General features: G+C 66.4%; 20 protein-coding genes. 6 read left to right on the top strand and 14 right to left on the bottom strand.

Features of this window, described 5'->3' with window-relative positions:
• Positions 1-10: 10 nt before the first annotated feature.
• The 11 genes from AO716_RS13590 to AO716_RS13540 all read right to left on the bottom strand — a co-directional run bounded on the left by AO716_RS13590 (position 11) and on the right by AO716_RS13540 (position 8,640).
• Positions 11-1,414 (bottom strand): V-type ATP synthase subunit B, encoded by a 1,404-nt coding sequence (locus AO716_RS13590; RefSeq protein ID WP_055241575.1) that lies wholly within the window; start codon positions 1,412-1,414, stop codon positions 11-13.
• The gene (locus AO716_RS13585) at positions 1,411-3,186 is read right to left on the bottom strand and encodes a V-type ATP synthase subunit A (protein ID WP_055241573.1); all 1,776 of its coding nucleotides are present in this window, start codon (positions 3,184-3,186) and stop codon (positions 1,411-1,413) included. Before AO716_RS13585 ends, AO716_RS13590 begins: the two co-directional genes overlap by 4 nt.
• On the bottom strand, positions 3,174-3,698 hold the full coding sequence (locus AO716_RS17600) for a flagellar assembly protein FliH (RefSeq protein WP_055241571.1): 525 nt from the start codon (positions 3,696-3,698) through the stop codon (positions 3,174-3,176). Before AO716_RS17600 ends, AO716_RS13585 begins: the two co-directional genes overlap by 13 nt.
• Positions 3,695-3,925 (bottom strand): hypothetical protein, encoded by a 231-nt coding sequence (locus AO716_RS13575; protein ID WP_055241569.1) that lies wholly within the window; start codon positions 3,923-3,925, stop codon positions 3,695-3,697. The genes AO716_RS17600 and AO716_RS13575 overlap by 4 nt, the downstream gene beginning before the upstream one ends.
• Positions 3,922-4,374 (bottom strand): ATP synthase subunit C, encoded by a 453-nt coding sequence (locus AO716_RS13570; RefSeq protein WP_055241567.1) that lies wholly within the window; start codon positions 4,372-4,374, stop codon positions 3,922-3,924. Before AO716_RS13570 ends, AO716_RS13575 begins: the two co-directional genes overlap by 4 nt.
• Positions 4,371-5,687 (bottom strand): V-type ATPase 116kDa subunit family protein, encoded by a 1,317-nt coding sequence (locus tag AO716_RS13565; RefSeq protein ID WP_200907624.1) that lies wholly within the window; start codon positions 5,685-5,687, stop codon positions 4,371-4,373. The genes AO716_RS13570 and AO716_RS13565 overlap by 4 nt, the downstream gene beginning before the upstream one ends.
• Positions 5,674-6,648 carry a V-type ATPase subunit gene (locus tag AO716_RS13560; RefSeq protein WP_055241566.1) on the bottom strand — a complete coding sequence of 325 codons (975 nt, stop codon included), beginning with the start codon at positions 6,646-6,648 and terminating at the stop codon, positions 5,674-5,676. The genes AO716_RS13565 and AO716_RS13560 overlap by 14 nt, the downstream gene beginning before the upstream one ends.
• Positions 6,645-7,118, bottom strand: a complete 474-nt coding sequence (locus AO716_RS13555) for a hypothetical protein (RefSeq protein ID WP_055241564.1) — start codon at positions 7,116-7,118, stop codon at positions 6,645-6,647. Before AO716_RS13555 ends, AO716_RS13560 begins: the two co-directional genes overlap by 4 nt.
• Before the next feature lie 44 nt (positions 7,119-7,162).
• Positions 7,163-7,486, bottom strand: a complete 324-nt coding sequence (locus AO716_RS13550; RefSeq protein ID WP_055241561.1) for a hypothetical protein — start codon at positions 7,484-7,486, stop codon at positions 7,163-7,165.
• A gap of 139 nt (positions 7,487-7,625) precedes the next feature.
• Complete coding sequence (msrB, locus tag AO716_RS13545; protein WP_055241559.1) at positions 7,626-8,060, bottom strand: peptide-methionine (R)-S-oxide reductase MsrB; 435 nt, start codon at positions 8,058-8,060, stop codon at positions 7,626-7,628.
• Between the two features lie 88 nt (positions 8,061-8,148).
• The gene (locus AO716_RS13540) at positions 8,149-8,640 is read right to left on the bottom strand and encodes a hypothetical protein (protein WP_055241557.1); all 492 of its coding nucleotides are present in this window, start codon (positions 8,638-8,640) and stop codon (positions 8,149-8,151) included.
• Between the two features lie 94 nt (positions 8,641-8,734).
• Between AO716_RS13540 and AO716_RS13535 the strand changes: the two genes are divergently transcribed.
• The 5 genes from AO716_RS13535 to AO716_RS13515 all read left to right on the top strand — a co-directional run bounded on the left by AO716_RS13535 (position 8,735) and on the right by AO716_RS13515 (position 14,440).
• Positions 8,735-9,982, top strand: a complete 1,248-nt coding sequence (locus AO716_RS13535) for an alpha/beta hydrolase (RefSeq protein ID WP_055241555.1) — start codon at positions 8,735-8,737, stop codon at positions 9,980-9,982.
• A 159-nt stretch (positions 9,983-10,141) separates the two neighbouring features.
• Entirely contained in the window at positions 10,142-10,525 is a 384-nt protein-coding gene (locus AO716_RS13530; RefSeq protein ID WP_055241553.1) for a DUF1304 domain-containing protein, read from the top strand.
• 347 nt (positions 10,526-10,872) lie between these two features.
• Entirely contained in the window at positions 10,873-11,460 is a 588-nt protein-coding gene (locus AO716_RS13525; protein WP_055241552.1) for a hypothetical protein, read from the top strand.
• 274 nt (positions 11,461-11,734) lie between these two features.
• Entirely contained in the window at positions 11,735-13,573 is a 1,839-nt protein-coding gene (locus tag AO716_RS17750; RefSeq protein ID WP_235472085.1) for an HNH endonuclease, read from the top strand.
• A gap of 378 nt (positions 13,574-13,951) precedes the next feature.
• Positions 13,952-14,440: an FBP domain-containing protein gene (locus AO716_RS13515; RefSeq protein WP_055241548.1), complete on the top strand. Its 489-nt coding sequence runs from the start codon at positions 13,952-13,954 to the stop codon at positions 14,438-14,440.
• A 95-nt stretch (positions 14,441-14,535) separates the two neighbouring features.
• Here AO716_RS13515 and ybaK read toward each other — a convergent pair whose 3' ends face one another.
• From ybaK to AO716_RS13500, 3 genes are read right to left on the bottom strand one after another with little or no spacing between them, the layout of a single operon-like run.
• The gene (gene ybaK / locus AO716_RS13510; RefSeq protein WP_055241546.1) at positions 14,536-15,042 is read right to left on the bottom strand and encodes a Cys-tRNA(Pro) deacylase; all 507 of its coding nucleotides are present in this window, start codon (positions 15,040-15,042) and stop codon (positions 14,536-14,538) included.
• A gap of 3 nt (positions 15,043-15,045) precedes the next feature.
• A complete protein-coding gene (locus AO716_RS13505) occupies positions 15,046-15,537 on the bottom strand; it encodes a SufE family protein (RefSeq protein WP_055241544.1) in 492 nt (163 codons plus the stop codon).
• A gap of 37 nt (positions 15,538-15,574) precedes the next feature.
• On the bottom strand, positions 15,575-16,480 hold the full coding sequence (locus tag AO716_RS13500) for a sulfurtransferase (RefSeq protein WP_055241542.1): 906 nt from the start codon (positions 16,478-16,480) through the stop codon (positions 15,575-15,577).
• Positions 16,481-16,624: 144 nt separating this feature from the next.
• On the opposite strand from AO716_RS13500, the gene zapE reads away from it, so the two are divergent.
• Positions 16,625-17,680: a cell division protein ZapE gene (gene zapE, locus AO716_RS13495; protein ID WP_055241540.1), complete on the top strand. Its 1,056-nt coding sequence runs from the start codon at positions 16,625-16,627 to the stop codon at positions 17,678-17,680.
• Positions 17,681-17,702 lie beyond the last annotated feature (22 nt).

Here is a 17,702-nt window from a genome sequence, read left to right as displayed (position 1 = left end):
GGAACGGCCCTCACAGCCGTGCCCCGCCGATCGGGCCGGGCAGGTACCTGTCCAGCAGTTCGGGTGAAAGCATGCTCAGTTCACGCCGCGGCAGCACACCCAGTGCTTCCCAGGCCAGGCCGAGGGACTGTTCAAGGGACCGGTATTCATCCACACTCTGGTTCAGCAGTTTCTCCTCCACCACGGACCGGAACCGGATGTAGGCGCGGTCTGCCTCGCCCAGCGCGGCATCGCCAACGAGTTCAGCGAGCTCGGAGGCCTGCCGCGCCCGGGCCATGGCAGCCAGCACCTGCGCTGCGACATCGAGGTGGTCTTCCCGGGTCCGTCCCTTTCCGGCACCGCTGCGCATGAGCCGGGACAGGGAGGACAGGACGTCTACGGGCGGGTAAATGCCCCGCGCATCGATCTCCGGCGAGAGCACTATCTGCCCCTCGGTGATGTAACCCGTCAGGTCCGGCACGGGATGGGTCATGTCTCCTGACGGCATGGTCAGCACCGGCACGATCGTGACGGAGCCTTCCCGCCCCTGTACCCGGCCGCAGCGTTCGTACAGGGTGGCCAGGTCGCTGTAGAGGTAACCCGGATACCCGCGCCGGGCCGGAATCTCCTTGCGTGCAGCGGAGACCTCGCGGACGGCTTCGGCGTAGCTGGTCATATCGCTCATCACCACCAGCACGTCGCTGCCTTCCTCATAGGCGAGGTGCTCAGCGATGGTCAGTGCGATGCGCGGGGTCAGGATGCGTTCAATCACCGGATCATCTGCGGCGTTGAGCAGCAGCACCAGTTCACCGGCGGCCGAACGTTCTTCCAGCCGGTCACGGATATAGGCGATGTCGGCGTGGGTCATTCCCATGGCCGCGAAGACCACACGGAAGTTCCGTCCTCCGGTCCGTGACTGCGCGGCGATCTGGGTTGCCAGCGTCAGATGGGGCAGGCCGGCTACCGAAAAGACGGGCAGCTTTTGTCCCCGCACCAGTGTGGTGAGCGCATCAATGGCGGAAATGCCGGTGATCACCGCTTCTTTAGGGGGAATGCGGTAGACGGGGTTCAGCGGCCACCCGCTCACCGGCTCCACGGTATCCGAGGTCACCGGCGGCCCGCCGTCCAGCGGTTCTCCGCGTCCGTTGCAGACCCTGCCCAGCCAGCCGGAGCCCACCGGAATGTGCAGCGGCCGGCCCTGGAACCTGACTGAGATGCCTCCCAGCCGCATTCCCTCGGTACCCTCAAGGACCTGCAGCACGGCCTGCCCGCCGTCAACCTCCAGCACCAGGGCGTGGCGTTCGGTCCCGCCCTCAACATCCACGCTGGCAAACTCGTCCCAACCCACGCCATCGGTCTCTCCCACCACCATCAGCGGACCGCGGAGCTCGCGCACGTCCCGGTAGGAAACCAGGTTCCGGTTGGGGGAGGTCATCGCAGCTCCTTCAGTTCGGCCAGGAAGGCGGCGGCCCGCTCGGCAACACCAGCGGCGTCGGACGGTCCGGCCGCCTCGCGCAGGCGCAGCAGCGGAGAAAAGTCGAACGAATCCACGGCGGCGGCGGAAACCCCGTGGGCCACCAGGTCCTGGCAGGTGTCGATGGTGTCCAGCACTGCCTGGAGCAGCGCCGATCCCTTGGCGGCGGAGGAGTAGCCGTCATTGGCGCTCAGGGCGTTCTGGACCAGGACGCCGTCTCGCAGGAGCCGGCCGCCAAGGAGAACCACCTGTTCGTGGGCTGGCAGGGATGCAGAGCCAATGATTTCCGCCAGGGCTGTGAGACGGTCTGCTTCGGCCAGCACCAGCCCGGCCCGGGCACGGCGGGTGGCCCATTCCGGGTCGCCGTTGGCTGCGTGCCACCGGCCCAGTGCATCGGCGTCCCGGGAGAAGGACCCCCGCCAGCTCACTGCCGGGTAATGCCGGGAGTAGGCCAGGTCCCGGTCAAGCTGCCACAGCGAACGCACGAACCGCTGGGTTCCCGTGGTCACCGGTTCGCTCATGTCCCCTCCCGGAGGGGAGACGGCGCCAATGACGGTTACCGAGGACGTTGAACCGCCCAGAGTGACGGCAAGCGAGGCACGCTCGTAGAGCGCGGCGAGTTCAGAGGCGAGCGACGCGGGATAGCCTTCTTCCGCTGGCAGGTCGCCGTTGCGGTTCGCGAACTCCCTCAGGGCCTCGGCCCAGCGGGAGGTTGAATCGGCGATCACGACGGCGTGGTAGCCCATGTCTCGGAAGAACTCCGCCACCGTGACTCCGGTGTTGATGCTCGCTTCACGCGCCATCATGGGCATGTTGGAGGTGTTGGCGATGATTACGGTGCGGTCCAGCAGCGCGCCGCCGGTCCGCGGATCCTCCAGGCCGCTCAGCCCGTCCAGGACGTCAGCCATCTCGTTGCCGCGCTCGCCGCAGCCCACGTAAACGATCACATCGGCGTCGGACCATTTGGCAATCTGCTGCAGCAGCAGTGTCTTGCCCGTACCAAACCCGCCCGGCACGGCCGCCGCCGCACCCCGGGGCAGCGGGAACATCAAATCCAGCACCCGCTGGCCCGTATGCATGGGTACCGCATCCGAGAGCCGGGAGGCGACGGGCCGGGGCCGGTGCACCGGCCATTGCTGGGCCAGGGTGACTTCCGTTCCGCCCACCACGGCGGCTCTCTCCAGCGGCCGCAGCAGCCCGCTGCCCAGCCACGTGAGTTCACCGGCGACGCCCGGCGGAACCGTTACCAGGAAAGGGACGCTGCCCGCATCGGGGACAACACCCAGGACCTGCCCCGGCCCCACGGCCTTTCCCACCGGCGCCTGGGGCTCAAAGTTCCACTGCCGGTCAAGGACCAGGCGGTCCTCTGCGGAGTCCTCCCGGTCAGCGCTGAGCCACATGGGGGCCGAGGAGAGAGGCCGGAGCAGTCCGTCGAAGACCTGCCCCAGCAAATGCGGTCCCAGCAGGGCAGAGAGCTGGTGACCCGTACCTTCCGCCGTATCCCCGGCCTTGAGCCCCCCGGTGTACTCATAGGCCTGGAGGGTTGCTTCAGATCCGTTGACGGCAATCGTCTCCGCCGAAATGCGTTCAGGTCCCAGCGCTACCAGTTCCAGCATGGACACGTCCGGGAGGCCGGTGACTTCCACCAGCGGGCCGCTGACCCGCCGAATGCGTCCAGCAGGACCGCCCTGCTGCGTCTGCGGGGGCGTCTGGTTTGCCTCTATTCCTGCCACAGGCTGCGCACCTCCCCGGCATGGCGTTCCAGGGCTGCGTCGGCGAGCGCCGGAAGTGAAAGGTCCACACTGCGCGAACCCAGGGTTGCCGTGACCCCGCCCGCCGGCGCCTCAACCACGTGCGCGTCCGGGCCAAGGAGCTCGCGGGCCTGGTCGCGGAGCGCGTCCAGGAGTGCCGGGTAGCGCGGACCGGACCTGAGGGCGGCTGCCTGGGCAAGGACCTCCCTGCGCAGTTCCCCGCGGAGTTCTTCCTCAGCGGCCAGGACGGTGCCGCCGGCAGCCCTACGTGCACGGGCGGAGCGCAGCTGCGCTTCGGCACGGGCGGCCTCCCGGCCGTCAGCTTCGGCCCGGCTGCGGATCTGCTCCGCCTCGCTCCGTCCACGCTGACGGATCTCCGCCGCCTGGCGTTCGGCTGTGTCCAGGATCCGCCCGGACTGCGCTGCGGCGTCCGCCCGGATTGCCTCCCGAATGGGTTCCAGGGCGGGTCCGGCGCTGCGGGGAAGGCTGCTCATGCGGGCAGCGTCACTGTCAGTGGTGCAGCGGGATCATCCAGTCTGCCGGTCAGGGCGGCCGCGGCATCCGCGGTGAGGATAACGACGGCGGTGTCTGTCGGCAGCTGCTCGAACGCTGCCTGTACCTCTTCCTCGGACCAGGCCGGGATGAGCCGTGCTCCTGCCAGTTCATAGCCGGCCAGAAGCCCGGGCGCGCCCAGAGCTGCGACGGTTGCCGGGGCGTTCATGCCTGGCCGATCAGGATGATGGAGATAATCAGCCCGTAGATGGCGATGCCTTCCGCGAGGCCCACCACCACCATGGCGCGGCCGAAGATCTCCGGGCGTTCACTCATGGCCGCGAGCGCAGCAGAGCCGGTGTAGGCCACGGCAATTGCCGCCCCGATCGAGGAACCGGCGACGGCGATCGCGGCGCCAATCAATGCGGCGCTGGAGCTGTCACTCCCGTCAGTGGCCATGGACACCGCCGTCTCCGCTGCTCCGCCTGAGGCAGTGGCCGGAGCGGCGGCGAACGCCGCGGCCAGCAGAGCCAGGGCGCCGGCCATGATCAGGCCGTTTACGCCGAGCATTACCTTGATGCCGGCCCCGCGCCGCCGGCGCAGCAGCCACAGCGCGCCTCCGGCCAGCAGGACGGTGATGATCAGTGCCAGGGGTATGCCGGCAAACCAGGGGTTCATGGCGTTTGCCTTTCGGTGGTGGGCGAACCGGATGCCAGGGACTCCGGCAGCTGGGGACTCCAGGGTTTGAACGGACGGCCTTCGTCGGTGAAGATGCGGGAAAACAGCTCGTAGTACTCCAGCCGGAGAGCCTGGATGGCCGCGACGAGTCCTTCGAGTGCGAACGTGATGACGTTGCCGACCAGGAACACGAGTACGGCCAGTACGGCCCGCCAGTCCGGGTGCCACAAGGCGGTGGTGCCCTGCCAGACGATTGAGAGCAGGGCTGCGTGGGTGAGGCCGAAGGCGGCCAGACGGGTGAAGGAGACAAGGTTGGACGCCAGCTGGATCACGGTGTCCACCAGCTCAACCGACGCCTGCATGGTGCCGGTGCCACCGCCCCCGGCTTCGACGAACAGCCCCGTGAAGATCAGGACCAGCGCCACTGCGGCCAGTACGGCCGCGGCGATGACCATGGCGCTCCAGCCTGCCACCAGCCCTCCGGCCAGCATTCCGACGGCGAGGAAGAGCAGCGCTCCGGCCAGTCCGGTCCGGGCATAAAGGGCATAGCCCCAGCCGCCCTCACGGACACGGTTGATCGTGCCGATCGTGAAGGCGAAGGCCAGCAGCACGGCCCCGAAGATCACCGCTGCGATCAGCAGGGGTATGGGGTTCTCCAGCGGTTCCAGCCAGAGCACCGGGATGACGCCGGTCGGTCCAAAGAACTCGCCGTACAGCACACCGAAAAACACGGCAGCCAGCCCGGCACCAAAAATGAACAGCCAGGTCTTCTGGAACCGGCGGATCCTGGCTATCCGCCCGGACCGGACGATCAGTCCGGCCAGTACCAGCAGCAGTCCCTGCCCGGCGTCGCCGAACATAATGCCGAACATCACCACATAGGCGAGTCCGGCGAGGCGGGCCGGGTCAACGTCGGCATACGGGACGGTGGTGTAGGTGTCCACCAGCAGGCGGGAGAGCCGCGGCGCCTGCCGGGTCCTGCGTTCGTTGCCGGTCAGCAGGGTAGGCGGCTGGACGCCGCGGGGAGCCTTCAGGGGCACGACGCCGCCGCCCAGGGGCTTCAGCGCCGTCTGGAGTTCATGAACCCTGCGGGAGGGAGCCCACCCGACGAGTCCGGAAACCGGCCCGTTCTCCACGGCAGCCTCGGAAGCCCGGTCCAGCTCCTCCGGTCCGTCCCCGGGGGTGTAGGGCAGATCCAGTTCGACGGCGGAGCTGCGGGCTACCCGGGCGAGTGCTTCACGGGACCGGTTGGCCGGAAGGATAACGGCTACACGATCCATCCGGATCGGGCTGAGGGTCTCACGCCACTGCATCCAGTACCTCGCTTCCGCCGCCGGAAGCTGCAGCAGCCAGGGCCGCGCGGACCCGCCAGGCATCCACGGCCAGCACAGCTGCTGCTCCAACCGCCACATCCGGACCCGGCAGGCCCGAGCGCAGCAGCCGGAACCCGTCTTCTTCAACCCGTGCCCGCAGTGACGCTTCGGCACGCCAGAGACCGGAGGGATCCTCGACGCCCTCCAGTACCGGCGCGGCAGCGGCCGGCAGTGCTGCCCTGAAGGACGCGACGTCGTCCGCCTCCGCCCAGGTGCCGCCCAGCAGCGGCTGAAGCAGCATATGCAGCCGGTTTCCGGTGTCCTGGGCGCCGTGGCGTCCGGGTCCCGGAGCCAGCAGCACCCTGCGCGCTGCGATCAGAACAGCTCCGGCCACCATCCAGCTGCGTGTCTGCGGGGCGGCCGCAGCGAGCCGGCGGATCCAGACCACTGTCAGCGTGTCGGCAAAGTCCTGGGCAGGCCCGGGGTCTCCCCAGGGGCTGGTGCGCAGCAGATCGGTGAGTTCAGTGCTGCTGCCTGCCTGCGAGAGGCGGGGCCAGGCTGTGGCGAGCCCGCCGAGTTCAAAGTACTCCGGCAGCGGAACACTGCGGTGCAGGGATCCTTCCGCACCGGCGTCTGCAGCCTCCTGCAGCCTGCGGGCAAGGACTGAGATGTTTGCGAGTTCAAACGCGGCGCCCGCTGCCCGGACCATCCGTGCTCCGGCAACGGGCAGCCACCCGGCCAGGACCCGCAGCTGCCACAGAACGCTGCGCCGGGTGGCGTGCTGTGCTTCCGCCAGGTTCCTGCTTCCGGCAAGCTCGGATGCGTAGGCCGTCTGCTCCAGGAGCTCCAGTGCCTGCGGAAGTGAGGTAAGGGCAGCGGCTTCACGGCACAGACCGGCCCCGGCACGCCTGCGCGCCATGGCCTTGGCGCGCACAGTTGCTGCCACCCAGTCGGACCTCACAGATTCTCCGTCCGATGTTCGGGGTTTCCTGCGTGGCTGCCCGGCCCGTCCAGGTATTCGGAAACGATGGAACCGGCGATTTCCGCGGCCAGCCGGGGGATCCGGCCCCGGGCGGCGCCGCGGATCTGTTCTGCCCGGTTTTGGGCCTGTGTCAGCAGCTCCTTTTCCCGGGCTGCTGCCTGCTGGGTGACTTCTTCGGCGGCTTTGGCGCGGACGGCTCCGGAGTCCAGCCGTGCCTGGGATACCTCAGCGTCGGCCTGCCGCCGTGCCTCGGCCAGCTGGCGGCGTGCCTGTCCGGCTGCGTCTTCTGTCTGTTGCCGGGCTGCGTCGACATCGGGTTTGAGGGCGGCAAAGACAGGAAGCAGTTCCGCGTCCGTGCCCTCATGGTCAGCAGACGGAACGCCCGCAGGGCCGGAGGGACCCGGAGCACCCACGGGCCGGAACCGGTCCAGAATGGTAGGCCGTGCCAAACTCATGCACCTCCCGGGTATCGGCGTGGTGGAAGCTACAGCTGCTATTCGTCCTGGGTTGCTGCAGCCTCGGAGGCCTCACCGTGGGCGACAATGTCCCCGTCGGTAAAGAGAATCCCGCGGGCCATTTCCCGCCATTCGGGGGTCTTCCGGAGCAGGAATTCAAGCTCCATTGAAAAATGCTTGAACTCCTCGCCGAGGGAGTCCTCCATGATGGCCCGGGAATCGGCGTCGGGCTCCACGGAGATGCGCTGCACGTACCAGCCGATCGCTTCAGCCTCTTCGCTCAGGCTGGCGCACATCCGGGCGAAAGTGCGTGTTTCGGCGGAAAGTTCGGAGGGTGGTTCGTGGTATTGGTCTGTTCCCATTGCAGCTCCCTGGCTGTTCGGACAGCGGCACGCAAAAAGCCCGCCATACGTCTGTCCGATAACGTGTTTGACCGTTATTCGAGCGTACGGCGGGCTTCCGGGGGGCACAATGGCCGGTGGCCAGATGCCCTGCGGGGGCTCAGTTCCCGTCGGTCTTGGGGACCAGCTTTATTGAAACCGAGTTGATGCAGTAGCGCTGGTCGGTGGGGGTGTCGAAGCCCTCACCTTCAAAGAGGTGCCCCATGTGGGAGTCGCAGTTGGCGCAGCGGACTTCGATCCGGTCCATTCCCATGCTGCGGTCGTGCAGGTAGCGGACCTTGCCTTCGGCCAGGGGCGCGAAGAAGGACGGCCATCCGCAGTGCGAATCGAACTTCTCACTGCTGGTGAACAGTTCAGCTCCGCATGCCCGGCAGGCGTAGACGCCTTCGGTCTTGGTGTCCCAGTATTCCCCGGTGTAGGGGCGCTCCGTGCCCGCCTGGCGGAGTACCTGGTACTCAGCCGGGGTCAGTTCGCGGCGCCACTCGTCGTCGGACTTCTGGACCGGAACCTGCGTGCCGGTGTCCTTGCTGTTCATAGCCGCCTCACTGTTAGTTCCTGTAGTGCTCATGCTGGCCACAACGTCCGCGGCCGGTTAATAAATCCCGGTGCCGGGATTCCGGGTTTTACGAGTCGCCAATGAAGGTGGAACCGGAGTACAGGTGCAGCACCGGAACTCCCAGCCGGTCCTGGGCTTCGTTGGCCCAGTCAGTGCCGAACGTGTCTTCGACTGCATGCGGGGTGGTTATGACCACCACCTGCTGCGCCTGCGAGCTCCTGGCTTCCTCAACCACGGCTTCAACCGGATTCTCCCCGGTAACCCGGCCGTCGGCGTCGAACCCCAGGCCGCGGAGCAGGTCCAGTGATTCCGCCAGTTCCTGCTCAGCGGCCTTGACCTCCTGCTTCGCGGTCAGGTGCGGTCCGGCAATGTTCCGGTACGCAGCCGCGAAGTCCAGCAGGCTCAGGTTGTCCAGCACATCCACCAGCATGTGCCGTCCCGGGTCGGCCGGCACAAGGATCTCGAACCGCACCGCATTGTCCTCCGCCAGATAACCCAGGTTGCGGGCGTCGGCCTCGTTGAGCGTTTCTTCGGTCAGCACCACGATCGTTGCGTTCATCCCGCCAGCCTAGCTTTTGTTCCCGGCTCCGGAAAAGGAACGCTCCGGTCCCGCCGTTTACCGGCCCGGAGGGAAAGTCGGTAAGAATGAATACATGCTTCTTTCTGAGTCTGAGGTACCCGGTTCCGCCTCTTCGCTGACCGCACCGTGGGTCAAGTGGACGGCATTCGGCGCCGGGATGGGCGTTGCTGCCTCGACCGCGGTTCTGGCGGCGACGTCGGGCCTCGCTGTGTACTTCGCCCGGCAGATCGTCACCCCGCGCAGGGAGCGGGACGAGAACCTGGAGATCCTCGCCGTCATTGACTCCCCCCATGGGCTGCAGGTCATCCTGCCCGCGAACGAGGACACCACGGTCCCCGGCACGTACGGCCTGTACTGGGACCGCGGTGCCGGACACGCCCGGATCGGCCAGATCCGTTCCTACGTGCCCCGCGAAGGAACCGTGCAGCGCGACGTCGAACACGTGTACTCCGGTGACCTCGCCACCGCAGTGCGGGGCTGGTGGTCCGGGGCCATGCACCCCACCCCGTCCGCCGCAGGATTCCCGCAGGAAGACGTGGAGATCGACGTCGAAAACGGGAAGGCACCGGCCTGGCTGGTGCGCTCGCTGGATGACAACGGAACGTGGGCCATCATGGTGCACGGCCGCGGCGCCCAGCGCACCGAAACCATCCGCGGACTCGGAGCAGCCCGGCGGGCGGGCCTGACGAGCCTGCTGATTTCCTACCGCAACGACGGCGAAGCTCCCTACGCCTCGGACGGCCGCTACGGTCTGGGGCTCACGGAGTGGCACGACGTCGAGGCAGCGATCCGCTACGCACTTGAGAACGGTGCACGCGACGTCGTGCTTTTCGGCTGGTCCATGGGCGGGGCGATTGCCCTGCAGGCCGCTGACCGCTCGCCGCTGAGCCGGCACATCCGCGCCCTGGTGCTCGACGGGCCGGTGGTGAACTGGGTGGAGGTCCTCGCCCACCACGCGCGGCTGAACCGGATTCCGGCACAGGTTGGGCGGCTGGGACAGTGGCTGATCTCCAACGCTGCCGGGCGCACGCTGACCGGCCTTGCCGCGCCGCTGGATTTGCGGAGCATGGACTGGGTCTCGCGGGCAGAGGAAATCCGGACGCCGGTGCTGATCGTGCACAGTGAGCGGGACGAGTTCGTTCCGGTGGGGCCGTCTGCCGACCTGGCAGAGAAGAACCCGGACCTGGTGACGTTCGCACGGTTCCCGCAGGGCGGGCATACCCGTGAATACAACGTTGACCCTGCCAGGTGGGAGGACACCGTGGCCGGATGGCTGCACTCGGCCCTTGGTCGCACCCGCAGGCCGTCTGAGCACCGGTAACTGAGCTGGGGCTGTGTGGTCGTTTACGGGGGTGACCCTGCCGCGGCCTTCGGCGCTGCCGGCGAAGGGCGTTCCATTGTAGGGCTGGTCCGTTGTAGGGGAGGGGAAGCGGTGCCAGCATGGGAGGAGCCACTGCCGGTGGCGGCCTAGGGAGGAACCATGCTTGCAGTTGCCTCGGTCTTCGCTCTCATAGCGGCGGCTATCCACGTGTACATCTTTGTCCTGGAGTCGATCCGCTGGACAGCTCCGGCGACAATGGTTCTTTTCCGGATCCCGAACAACGAACAGGCCGCCCACACGCAGGCGCTCGCCTACAACCAGGGTTTCTACAACCTGTTCCTTGCTGTGGGCGCGGTGATCGGCGTCGTCCTGCTTGGAATGGGCAGCGTTCCGGTCGGGGCCACGCTCGTGGGGTTTGCCACGGCATCCATGGTGCTTGCCGGTGCGGTCCTGCTGCTGAAGGACTCCCGGATGCTGCGGCCGGCGATGATCCAGGCGGTCCCGGCCCTGCTGGCGCTGGTGTTCCTTGTTGCAGGTCTTTGAGGGCAGAAGCCTTTTCGTGTTCTGGTAAGCGGTGTCAGGGTGGCCGGGGTCCTTGTTGGCGCGGTGCCCGGGTGCCTCGGTTCCCGGCGTTTCGGTTCCCCGGAGCCGGTTATCCGGGGGTCCCGTTGTCCTCATGGGCTCGGTTGCGGTCGGGAGAGCGAAACCCGGCCCTTACCCCGTATCGATAGTGCCGCCGTCGGGCCCCTTAGTTTGGCCTGTCCTGTGTTGAGCTTGTCCTGTGTTGAGCCCGTGCTAGATTGCGCCCGTAGGCGGCTAGTGCCTGAGCGGGGTTTTCGGACTGGACCCCGGCATGAGGGATATAGGGGGAACTGGTGGGGCAGAATCCTATGGGGGAAACACAGGCCAGGGCGGAACGCAGCCCAGTAGGCGTGGACCTCGGAGACGCGGTGAGGGCAGCCGATGCTGCTGCCGGCGTATCGCTCTTGTGCGCAGTCGGCGCCGGGGCAGTTCTGGCGCTGCTCTGCGAATTGAGTGGGAACGGCGGATTCACGCCGCCGTGGGAGCCGCTTGACCTGTCCATGCTCCTGCCGGGGGAGCTGTACACGCTCAGCATTCTCGTACCGTTCCTTGTGCCTGCAGCTCTGATCTTCTGCGCATACTTCTTTGTCGCCCGCACTGAAAGCCGGTTGAAACTGCGCCGCCAGCGGGGTGCGCTTGCATTGTTGGGTTTTGCTGCGGTTCTCCTGGGGCCCCCGCTGGGAGGCAGCAGTTTCAGCGGAGTCTATGGCGTGGCTCTGTTGGCGCTGGCCGTTCGTACTAGGGAGACTCTCACCGTGGCCACTGGCGTGATGGCTCTCGCCGCGTATGTGGGGACGTTTTCCTTTCTTTCTGCCGGATGGAGCGTGCTGCCGGTGCTTGGCTTCATGGCCGCCGCCGCGCTTACGGCAGCGGCCCGGGTGGGGAAGTCGGGATAGGACGAACGGGTTGCGGCCGCTGGGCCCCGACCCACGCCCCTGCGGTCACCGTCTAAGCCCCGCGCTGGTCCACGACGAGGCCCGCTCTAGTCCTGCACAACTCCAAAGCACGCCAAAGATCCGATGAGTAATCCCCAACTCCGTCAGGTTCTCTTCCCCATGCCGGAGGGTTGGCAACCGCGGGACTTTGCGAGTTTCAGGCTGGGTGAAGCGCGTATTGGAACCAGTAGATTCGCTCTAGTCGACATTCCGGCGGATGCGTAGACTCGAACACATGTTCGAATCTACGAGGGTGGATGTAGGCGGTTCAAGCGATACGCTTGACCGCTCAGCCGCCGTGGCTGAACCAGACGAGTGTGCCTGGGACGTATTGGGCCGGTTTGGTGACAGTCGAGACCTCTCCTGTCCTGGGAATGCCCACGACAAGCTTTCCCGGACAGGACGCACACACCACGAGACCGCGCGCTGTGGATGTACCCTTGATGAGCCCACGGACCGGCGTACCCTCCACGACCTGACAGATCCTTTTGACGTTCCTCGCCTCCGGTCAGTCTCGGCAGGAAGCATTCGAGCCTTCTCCGCAGCGCTCGCAGAAGCCGGCATTCCCCAGGGTGCCGATTCAGAGCTGATTGATTTGATGCGCGTGTTGGAGGAACTGAAGTCTGCTGCTGCGGCGGTGCAGGCGCGGGCTGCGGCTGCGTTTGATGCTTCGCAGAGACGCGCGCAGTCCCGTGCCGGCGTGCCGGCGGATGAGCTGGGCCGTGGGATCGGGGCGCAGGTCGCGCTGGCACGGCGGGATTCCCCGCACCGCGGTAGCCGGTTACTGGGACTGGGCAAGGCTCTGGTCCACGAAATGCCCTACACCCTGGCAGCGCTCTCGGCCGGGGTGCTCAGTGAATGGCGGGCAACCCTGCTGGTCCGGGAAACTGCGTGCCTGGATGTCGAGGACCGGCACCGGGTCGATGAGCTGATCTGCAAGGACCCGGCCAAGCTCGAAGGGCTGGGTGACCGGCGGTTGATCGCCCGGATCCGGACCATCACCCAGGCCCTGGATCAGGCTTCCCAGGTGGCGCGCAACGCCAAGGCTGTGGCAGACCGGTACGTGTCCTGCCGTCCGGCCCCTGACACTATGTCCTACCTGAGCGCGCTGCTCCCGGTTGCGCAAGGAGTGGCCGTGTATGCGGCGTTATCCCGGGCAGCGGATGGGTTGCGGGCTGCCGGTGATGAGCGCGGGCGCGGGCAGATCATGGCCGACACCCTGGTTGAACGCGTCACCGGGCAGGCCAGTGCAGACCGGGTGCCGGTGGAGGTGCAGCTGGTTCTCACGGACCGGTCGCTGTTCCGCCAGTCGGGACCGGACGAGCCGGCATACTTCCCCGGCTACGGGACCGTCCCGGGCCGCTGGGCCAGGGAACTGATCAGCAGAGCCCTGACCAACCCGCCAGGACACAGCAACATCCCTCGCGGCCCGTTCGGAAATGCCAGGAGTCCTCAGGGAAGTAGCAGCAGCCCTCGCAGCCCTCGCAGTCCGCTCGGAAGCGGCAGTCCCCAGACCCCACTCGAAAACAGCAGCAGTCCTCAGGCCCCACCCAGAAACAGCAACAGTTCGCACCAGACCGCAGCAGGGCACGGCAACGGCCCCCAGACAGGCGAGCCCAGTGGTCCGGAACAGGCGGATTTGGTGACGCTGCGGCGGCTGTACCTGGATCCGGTCTCGGGCGAACTGGCCGCGATGGAATCCCGGGCCCGGGCGTTCCCGCCGGGGCTGGCCAGACTCATCCGGACCCGGGACCAAACCTGCCGCACACCCTGGTGCGATGCACCGATCCGCCACATCGACCACATCCAGCCTCATGCGGACGGCGGCCCCACCACCTACACCAACGGGCAGGGACTCTGCGAAGCATGCAACCACGCCAAACAAGCACCCGCCTGGAACTCCACCACCCTCCATCGGCAACAGCCGCTCCAGCCGCTCCAGCCGCAACAGCGGCCCGAAGCTGTACCCGAGCCAGCCCAGCCCCGGCACGCGGTGAGTATCACCACACCCACCGGCCACACCTATATCTCGGTTTCACCCCCGTTGCCGGGGGCGGCGGTTTGTGGGCACTAACGGGGGAGCTGTTACGCTTTTCCGCATGATCGTTTCGGTATCCAGCCGCGTTAGTGCGGCGGAGGGGTTGGTGGGCCTCAGGCCCTGCTGTGCGCCTCGCGCCTAGCGCGCACCCACGCTGCCCCTGGACTATCCGCGGGAACCACTGAAAGCCACGAACGTGCCCGTCAGGCTGCGATAAAACATGTCGCCTTGCCGTTGAACGGCATTCAAACCGGCTTTCAGCCCCGAGCTCCAGAACTGCCGCCAGCACTGCGACCAACTTGCAGTCCCGTGGCGTCTCGCAGTCCCGTGGCGTCGCGCCCCGGACCCGAAGACCAGCGCCCCGTGCCGAGCTCTCATGCTCGTCGGGCCGAATCGAAACGAAAGCTCTGAAACATGAAAGCCCTGACCCAAGCTGCCATCCGCAAATCCTTCATCAACGCCAGCAAGTCGCAGACCGCTGCCGTGAACTTCCCCGCTGACTTCGACGAGATCGACTGGGAGAATATCGACCAGTTCGGCTGGCGCGACCACAAGATGCCGCAGCGCTCCTACCTCGTCACGGAATCCGCAGGGAAACCCGTGACCATTCTCCTCCGTGCGCCGGAACTCGTGTCCGCAGGGCGGAAGGCGATGTGTGCGCTGTGCGAGGACCTCGAAGACAACGACGACGTCTATCTATTCGTGGCGCCGAAGGCCGGATCCGCAGGAAAGAACGGCAACTCGGTGGGAACCCTGATCCACAGTGCCTTCAGCTGCTCCCGCAACGTCCGGATGGACGTTCTTCCCAATCCGATTCATCCGGACCCGGAACTGGTCAAGGCTGAGCGCATCCGCAAACTCCGGGAACGCACCGAGCAGTTCATCCGAAAAGTACGCGGCTAATGGCAGTGCGGCCGGTGCAGCACGCCGCACCGGCCGCACCAGCATTGCAGTGCCGTCCGGAAGTCCGGAAAGTCCGGAAAGTCCGGAAAGTCCGGCTAGTCCTTGTAGACCGCGATCGGCCCGGTCTGCGCTTCAGTCAGGCGGATGAGATCGAACGGAGAGAGCTCAATCTCGAACCCTCGCCGTCCGCCGGACACATAAATCAGGTCCAGCAGCTCGGCGCTGGAATCGATGACCGCAGGGGAGTGGTGCCGCTGCCCCAGCGGAGAGATTCCGCCGACGACGTAGCCGGTGCGCCTCTCCGCCTCGGCGCGGTCCGCCATGGACGCCTTCCGCATCCCAAACATGGACGCGACTTTCTTCAGGTCCAGCGTCGCAGCAACGGGCACCATGGCAACTGCCAGCCGGTGTTCCAGCGCCACCATGAGGGTCTTGTAAACGGCCTCGGGCGGAACACCCAGCTTCTCCGCGGCCTCCAGACCGTACGACGGCGTTGACGCGTCGTGTTGGTAACTCAGGGTCCGGTAGGTGACGCCGGCGGCATCCAGGGCAGCCGTAGCCGGAGTTGCACCGTGCCCGCCCTTCCTGCGGCCGCCGGCCATGGCCTAGTTCCCCGAACCCGTGGCGGCGGTCAGGGTGCCGGCCGGAACCTGCTCGGCGACCTTCCGCTTGATCCGGCCGAGCATCGCCGACATCCCCCGCATCCGCAGCGGGGTAATGGCACGGGTCAGGCCCAGCCGGTCCGGTACGTCCGCGGGAACTGCCAGGATTTCAGCAGCGGGGAGCCCGTTGAGTCCCTCATGCAGAACGCCCGCAAACCCCCGGGTGGTCGGAGCCTCAGGGGGTGCCGAGAAGAACAGTTCCACCGGCTGGTCCTGGGAGCTGCCCACCTCGACGGTCAGGAACAGGGGCGACTGGCACTCTACGACCTGTTCGAGCAGTTCCGGATGATCAGCCAGGCGGGCAGGCAGATCGGGCAGCGAGCGGGAGAACTCCAGCAGCAGTTCAAGCCGCTCGGGTTCGGTCATCGCCTGGAAATCGTCAACAATTTCCTGAAGCTGGGCCGGTACGGCTGCGGATGGGGAAGTGGTGCTCATTGATTCTCTGTGCTTTCGCTTGGGATGACGGGAGGACTTAGCGCTTGGCCGGGGCCGCACCGGGCTCGGAGCCGCGGACGATCGGTACCCGCACAGCGTTGCCCCATTCGGTCCAGGAGCCGTCGTAGTTTCGTACTGACTCAAAGCCGAGAAGGTGCTTGAGGACAAACCAAGTATGGCTGGAACGCTCCCCGATCCGACAGTAGGCAACGACGTCGTCGCCGGTTTTCAGGCCTGCTTCTCCGCCGTACAGCGAGTCCAGTTCGCTGCGGCTGCGGAATGTACCGTCTTCAGCGGCGGCTTTGCCCCAGGGAACGGACACGGCGGTGGGAATGTGCCCGCCCTTCATGGCGCCCTCATCGACGTAGTCGGGCATGTGGGTCCGTTCGCCGGTGTACTCGGCGGGGGAGCGGACGTCGATCAGCGGGCCGTTGCCAAGGTGCGCGAGGACATCGGGAAGGTAGGCGCGCACGGGCTCGTCCCGGCGTTCGACGACGGGATAGTCGGTAGCGGTGACTACAGGCTTGTCCGTGGTCATCTCCCGGCCCTCGGCGATCCACTTGTCCCGGCCGCCGTCGAGCAGGCGGACGTCCTCGTGGCCGAAGAGGGTGAAGACCCAGAGGGCATAAGCTGCCCACCAGTTGCTCTTGTCGCCGTAAATCACCACGGTGGATTCACGGCTGACACCCTTCTCGCCCATAAGCTTCGCGAACGCCGATCCGTCAACGAAGTCACGCGTGTCGGCGTCGTTGAGGTCGGTGTGCCAGTCGATCTTGCGGGAGCCGGGAATGTGGCCCGTCTCGTAGAGCAGGATGTCCTCGTTTGACTCCAGCACCACCAGTCCGGGCGTGCCCAGGTTCTCGGCCAGCCATTCGGTGGACACAAGCCTCTCGGGATGGGCATAGTCGGCGAACTTCGGATTCGGATCTGCGGGCAGCGGCATGGGTGGTCCCCTTTGGGTACGACGTCGGGTTTACTACCAAGCCTAACGATGTGCGCGTCCTAAAACTTCCTTGGGCACTGCTCACCCGCCGCAGTGGCGTATCGTTGCTACGGCAGCAAATGCCGGTACCCCTAGCAGAATCGGATGGATGGTTTGGGCGCAGCAGGACAAGTGGAGCAGCTGACAAAGCGGACTCCCCAGGTTTCCACGGACGAACTCCTGCAGGGATTCTTCCCCTCGCCGAGGTTCGGGGAAGTCTCCTTCGACAGCTACATTCCCGATCCGTCCCAGCCTTCGCAGGCCGAGGCCGTCGCAGCGATGCGCGACTTCGCCGCAAGCGTGGACACACCTGCTCCCAGCGGCTTCCGCAAGCTTTTCGGTGCCAAGAAGCCCGAAACCAAGGCCGGTTTCTATCTGGACGGTGGCTTTGGCGTGGGCAAGACCCACCTCCTCGCCTCGCTCTTCCACGCGGTGGAGGGCCCCAAGGCCTTCGGCACCTTCGTGGAGTACACCAACCTGGTTGGAGCGCTGTCCTTCCGCAAGACAGTTGACGCGCTCTCGCAGTACAAGCTGGTCTGCATCGACGAGTTCGAACTCGACGATCCCGGAGACACGGTCCTGATGTCCCGTCTTATGCGGGAACTGGCCGACGCCGGCGTCAAGCTTGCCGCCACGTCCAATACCCTGCCTGGTTCCCTGGGCGAGGGCCGCTTTGCGGCCGTGGACTTCCAGCGGGAGATCCAGGTGCTGGCGGACCAGTTCGACGTCGTGAGGATCGACGGCGAGGATTACCGCCACCGTGGCCTGCCGGAGTCACCGCCGCCGCTGGACGAGGCCGGCCTGGCCGAGCGGATTGCCGCGGAGTTCGACGGCAAGACCGTGGGCGAAGATGACTTTGCCGACCTGGTCAACCACCTCAGCAATGTGCATCCCAGCCGCTACCGCCAGCTGATTGACGGAATCGACGCCGTTGCCTGGCACAACGTGCACACCATCACCGAGCAGTCGGTGGCCCTGCGCTTTGTGGTCCTCGCTGACCGGTTGTACGACAAGGACGTGCCGATCCTGGCCAGCGGCGTGCCTTTCGACCAGCTGTTCACGAAGGAAATGATGGCCGGCGGATACATGAAGAAGTACTTCCGCGCCGTCTCCCGGCTCACTGCACTGGCCCGCGAAGGCCAGACGGGCGAAGCTTCCTAGCGGGAACTTCCCCCCCGTTACT

This window comes from Arthrobacter sp. Edens01, from assembly GCF_001307035.1.
Lineage (GTDB): Bacteria > Actinomycetota > Actinomycetes > Actinomycetales > Micrococcaceae > Arthrobacter_B.
Note: the sequence above shows the minus strand (reverse complement) of the source record. Positions and strands in the feature narration are given on the sequence as shown.

What these genes read in the sequence shown, in the direction of transcription:
- AO716_RS13590 (WP_055241575.1), bottom strand. Translation starts at nt 1,414, where the DNA reads ATGACCTCCCCCAACCGGAACCTGGTTTCCTACCGGGACGTGCGCGAG.
- AO716_RS17600 (WP_055241571.1), bottom strand. Translation starts at nt 3,698, where the DNA reads ATGAGCAGCCTTCCCCGCAGCGCCGGACCCGCCCTGGAACCCATTCGG.
- AO716_RS13575 (WP_055241569.1), bottom strand. Translation starts at nt 3,925, where the DNA reads ATGAACGCCCCGGCAACCGTCGCAGCTCTGGGCGCGCCCGGGCTTCTG.
- AO716_RS13570 (WP_055241567.1), bottom strand. Translation starts at nt 4,374, where the DNA reads ATGAACCCCTGGTTTGCCGGCATACCCCTGGCACTGATCATCACCGTC.
- AO716_RS13565 (WP_200907624.1), bottom strand. Translation starts at nt 5,687, where the DNA reads ATGCAGTGGCGTGAGACCCTCAGCCCGATCCGGATGGATCGTGTAGCC.
- AO716_RS13550 (WP_055241561.1), bottom strand. Translation starts at nt 7,486, where the DNA reads ATGGGAACAGACCAATACCACGAACCACCCTCCGAACTTTCCGCCGAA.
- msrB (WP_055241559.1), bottom strand. Translation starts at nt 8,060, where the DNA reads ATGAACAGCAAGGACACCGGCACGCAGGTTCCGGTCCAGAAGTCCGAC.
- AO716_RS13540 (WP_055241557.1), bottom strand. Translation starts at nt 8,640, where the DNA reads ATGAACGCAACGATCGTGGTGCTGACCGAAGAAACGCTCAACGAGGCC.
- AO716_RS13535 (WP_055241555.1), top strand. Translation starts at nt 8,735, where the DNA reads ATGCTTCTTTCTGAGTCTGAGGTACCCGGTTCCGCCTCTTCGCTGACC.
- AO716_RS13530 (WP_055241553.1), top strand. Translation starts at nt 10,142, where the DNA reads ATGCTTGCAGTTGCCTCGGTCTTCGCTCTCATAGCGGCGGCTATCCAC.
- AO716_RS13525 (WP_055241552.1), top strand. Translation starts at nt 10,873, where the DNA reads ATGGGGGAAACACAGGCCAGGGCGGAACGCAGCCCAGTAGGCGTGGAC.
- AO716_RS17750 (WP_235472085.1), top strand. Translation starts at nt 11,735, where the DNA reads ATGTTCGAATCTACGAGGGTGGATGTAGGCGGTTCAAGCGATACGCTT.
- AO716_RS13515 (WP_055241548.1), top strand. Translation starts at nt 13,952, where the DNA reads ATGAAAGCCCTGACCCAAGCTGCCATCCGCAAATCCTTCATCAACGCC.
- ybaK (WP_055241546.1), bottom strand. Translation starts at nt 15,042, where the DNA reads ATGGCCGGCGGCCGCAGGAAGGGCGGGCACGGTGCAACTCCGGCTACG.
- AO716_RS13505 (WP_055241544.1), bottom strand. Translation starts at nt 15,537, where the DNA reads ATGAGCACCACTTCCCCATCCGCAGCCGTACCGGCCCAGCTTCAGGAA.
- AO716_RS13500 (WP_055241542.1), bottom strand. Translation starts at nt 16,480, where the DNA reads ATGCCGCTGCCCGCAGATCCGAATCCGAAGTTCGCCGACTATGCCCAT.
- zapE (WP_055241540.1), top strand. Translation starts at nt 16,625, where the DNA reads ATGGATGGTTTGGGCGCAGCAGGACAAGTGGAGCAGCTGACAAAGCGG.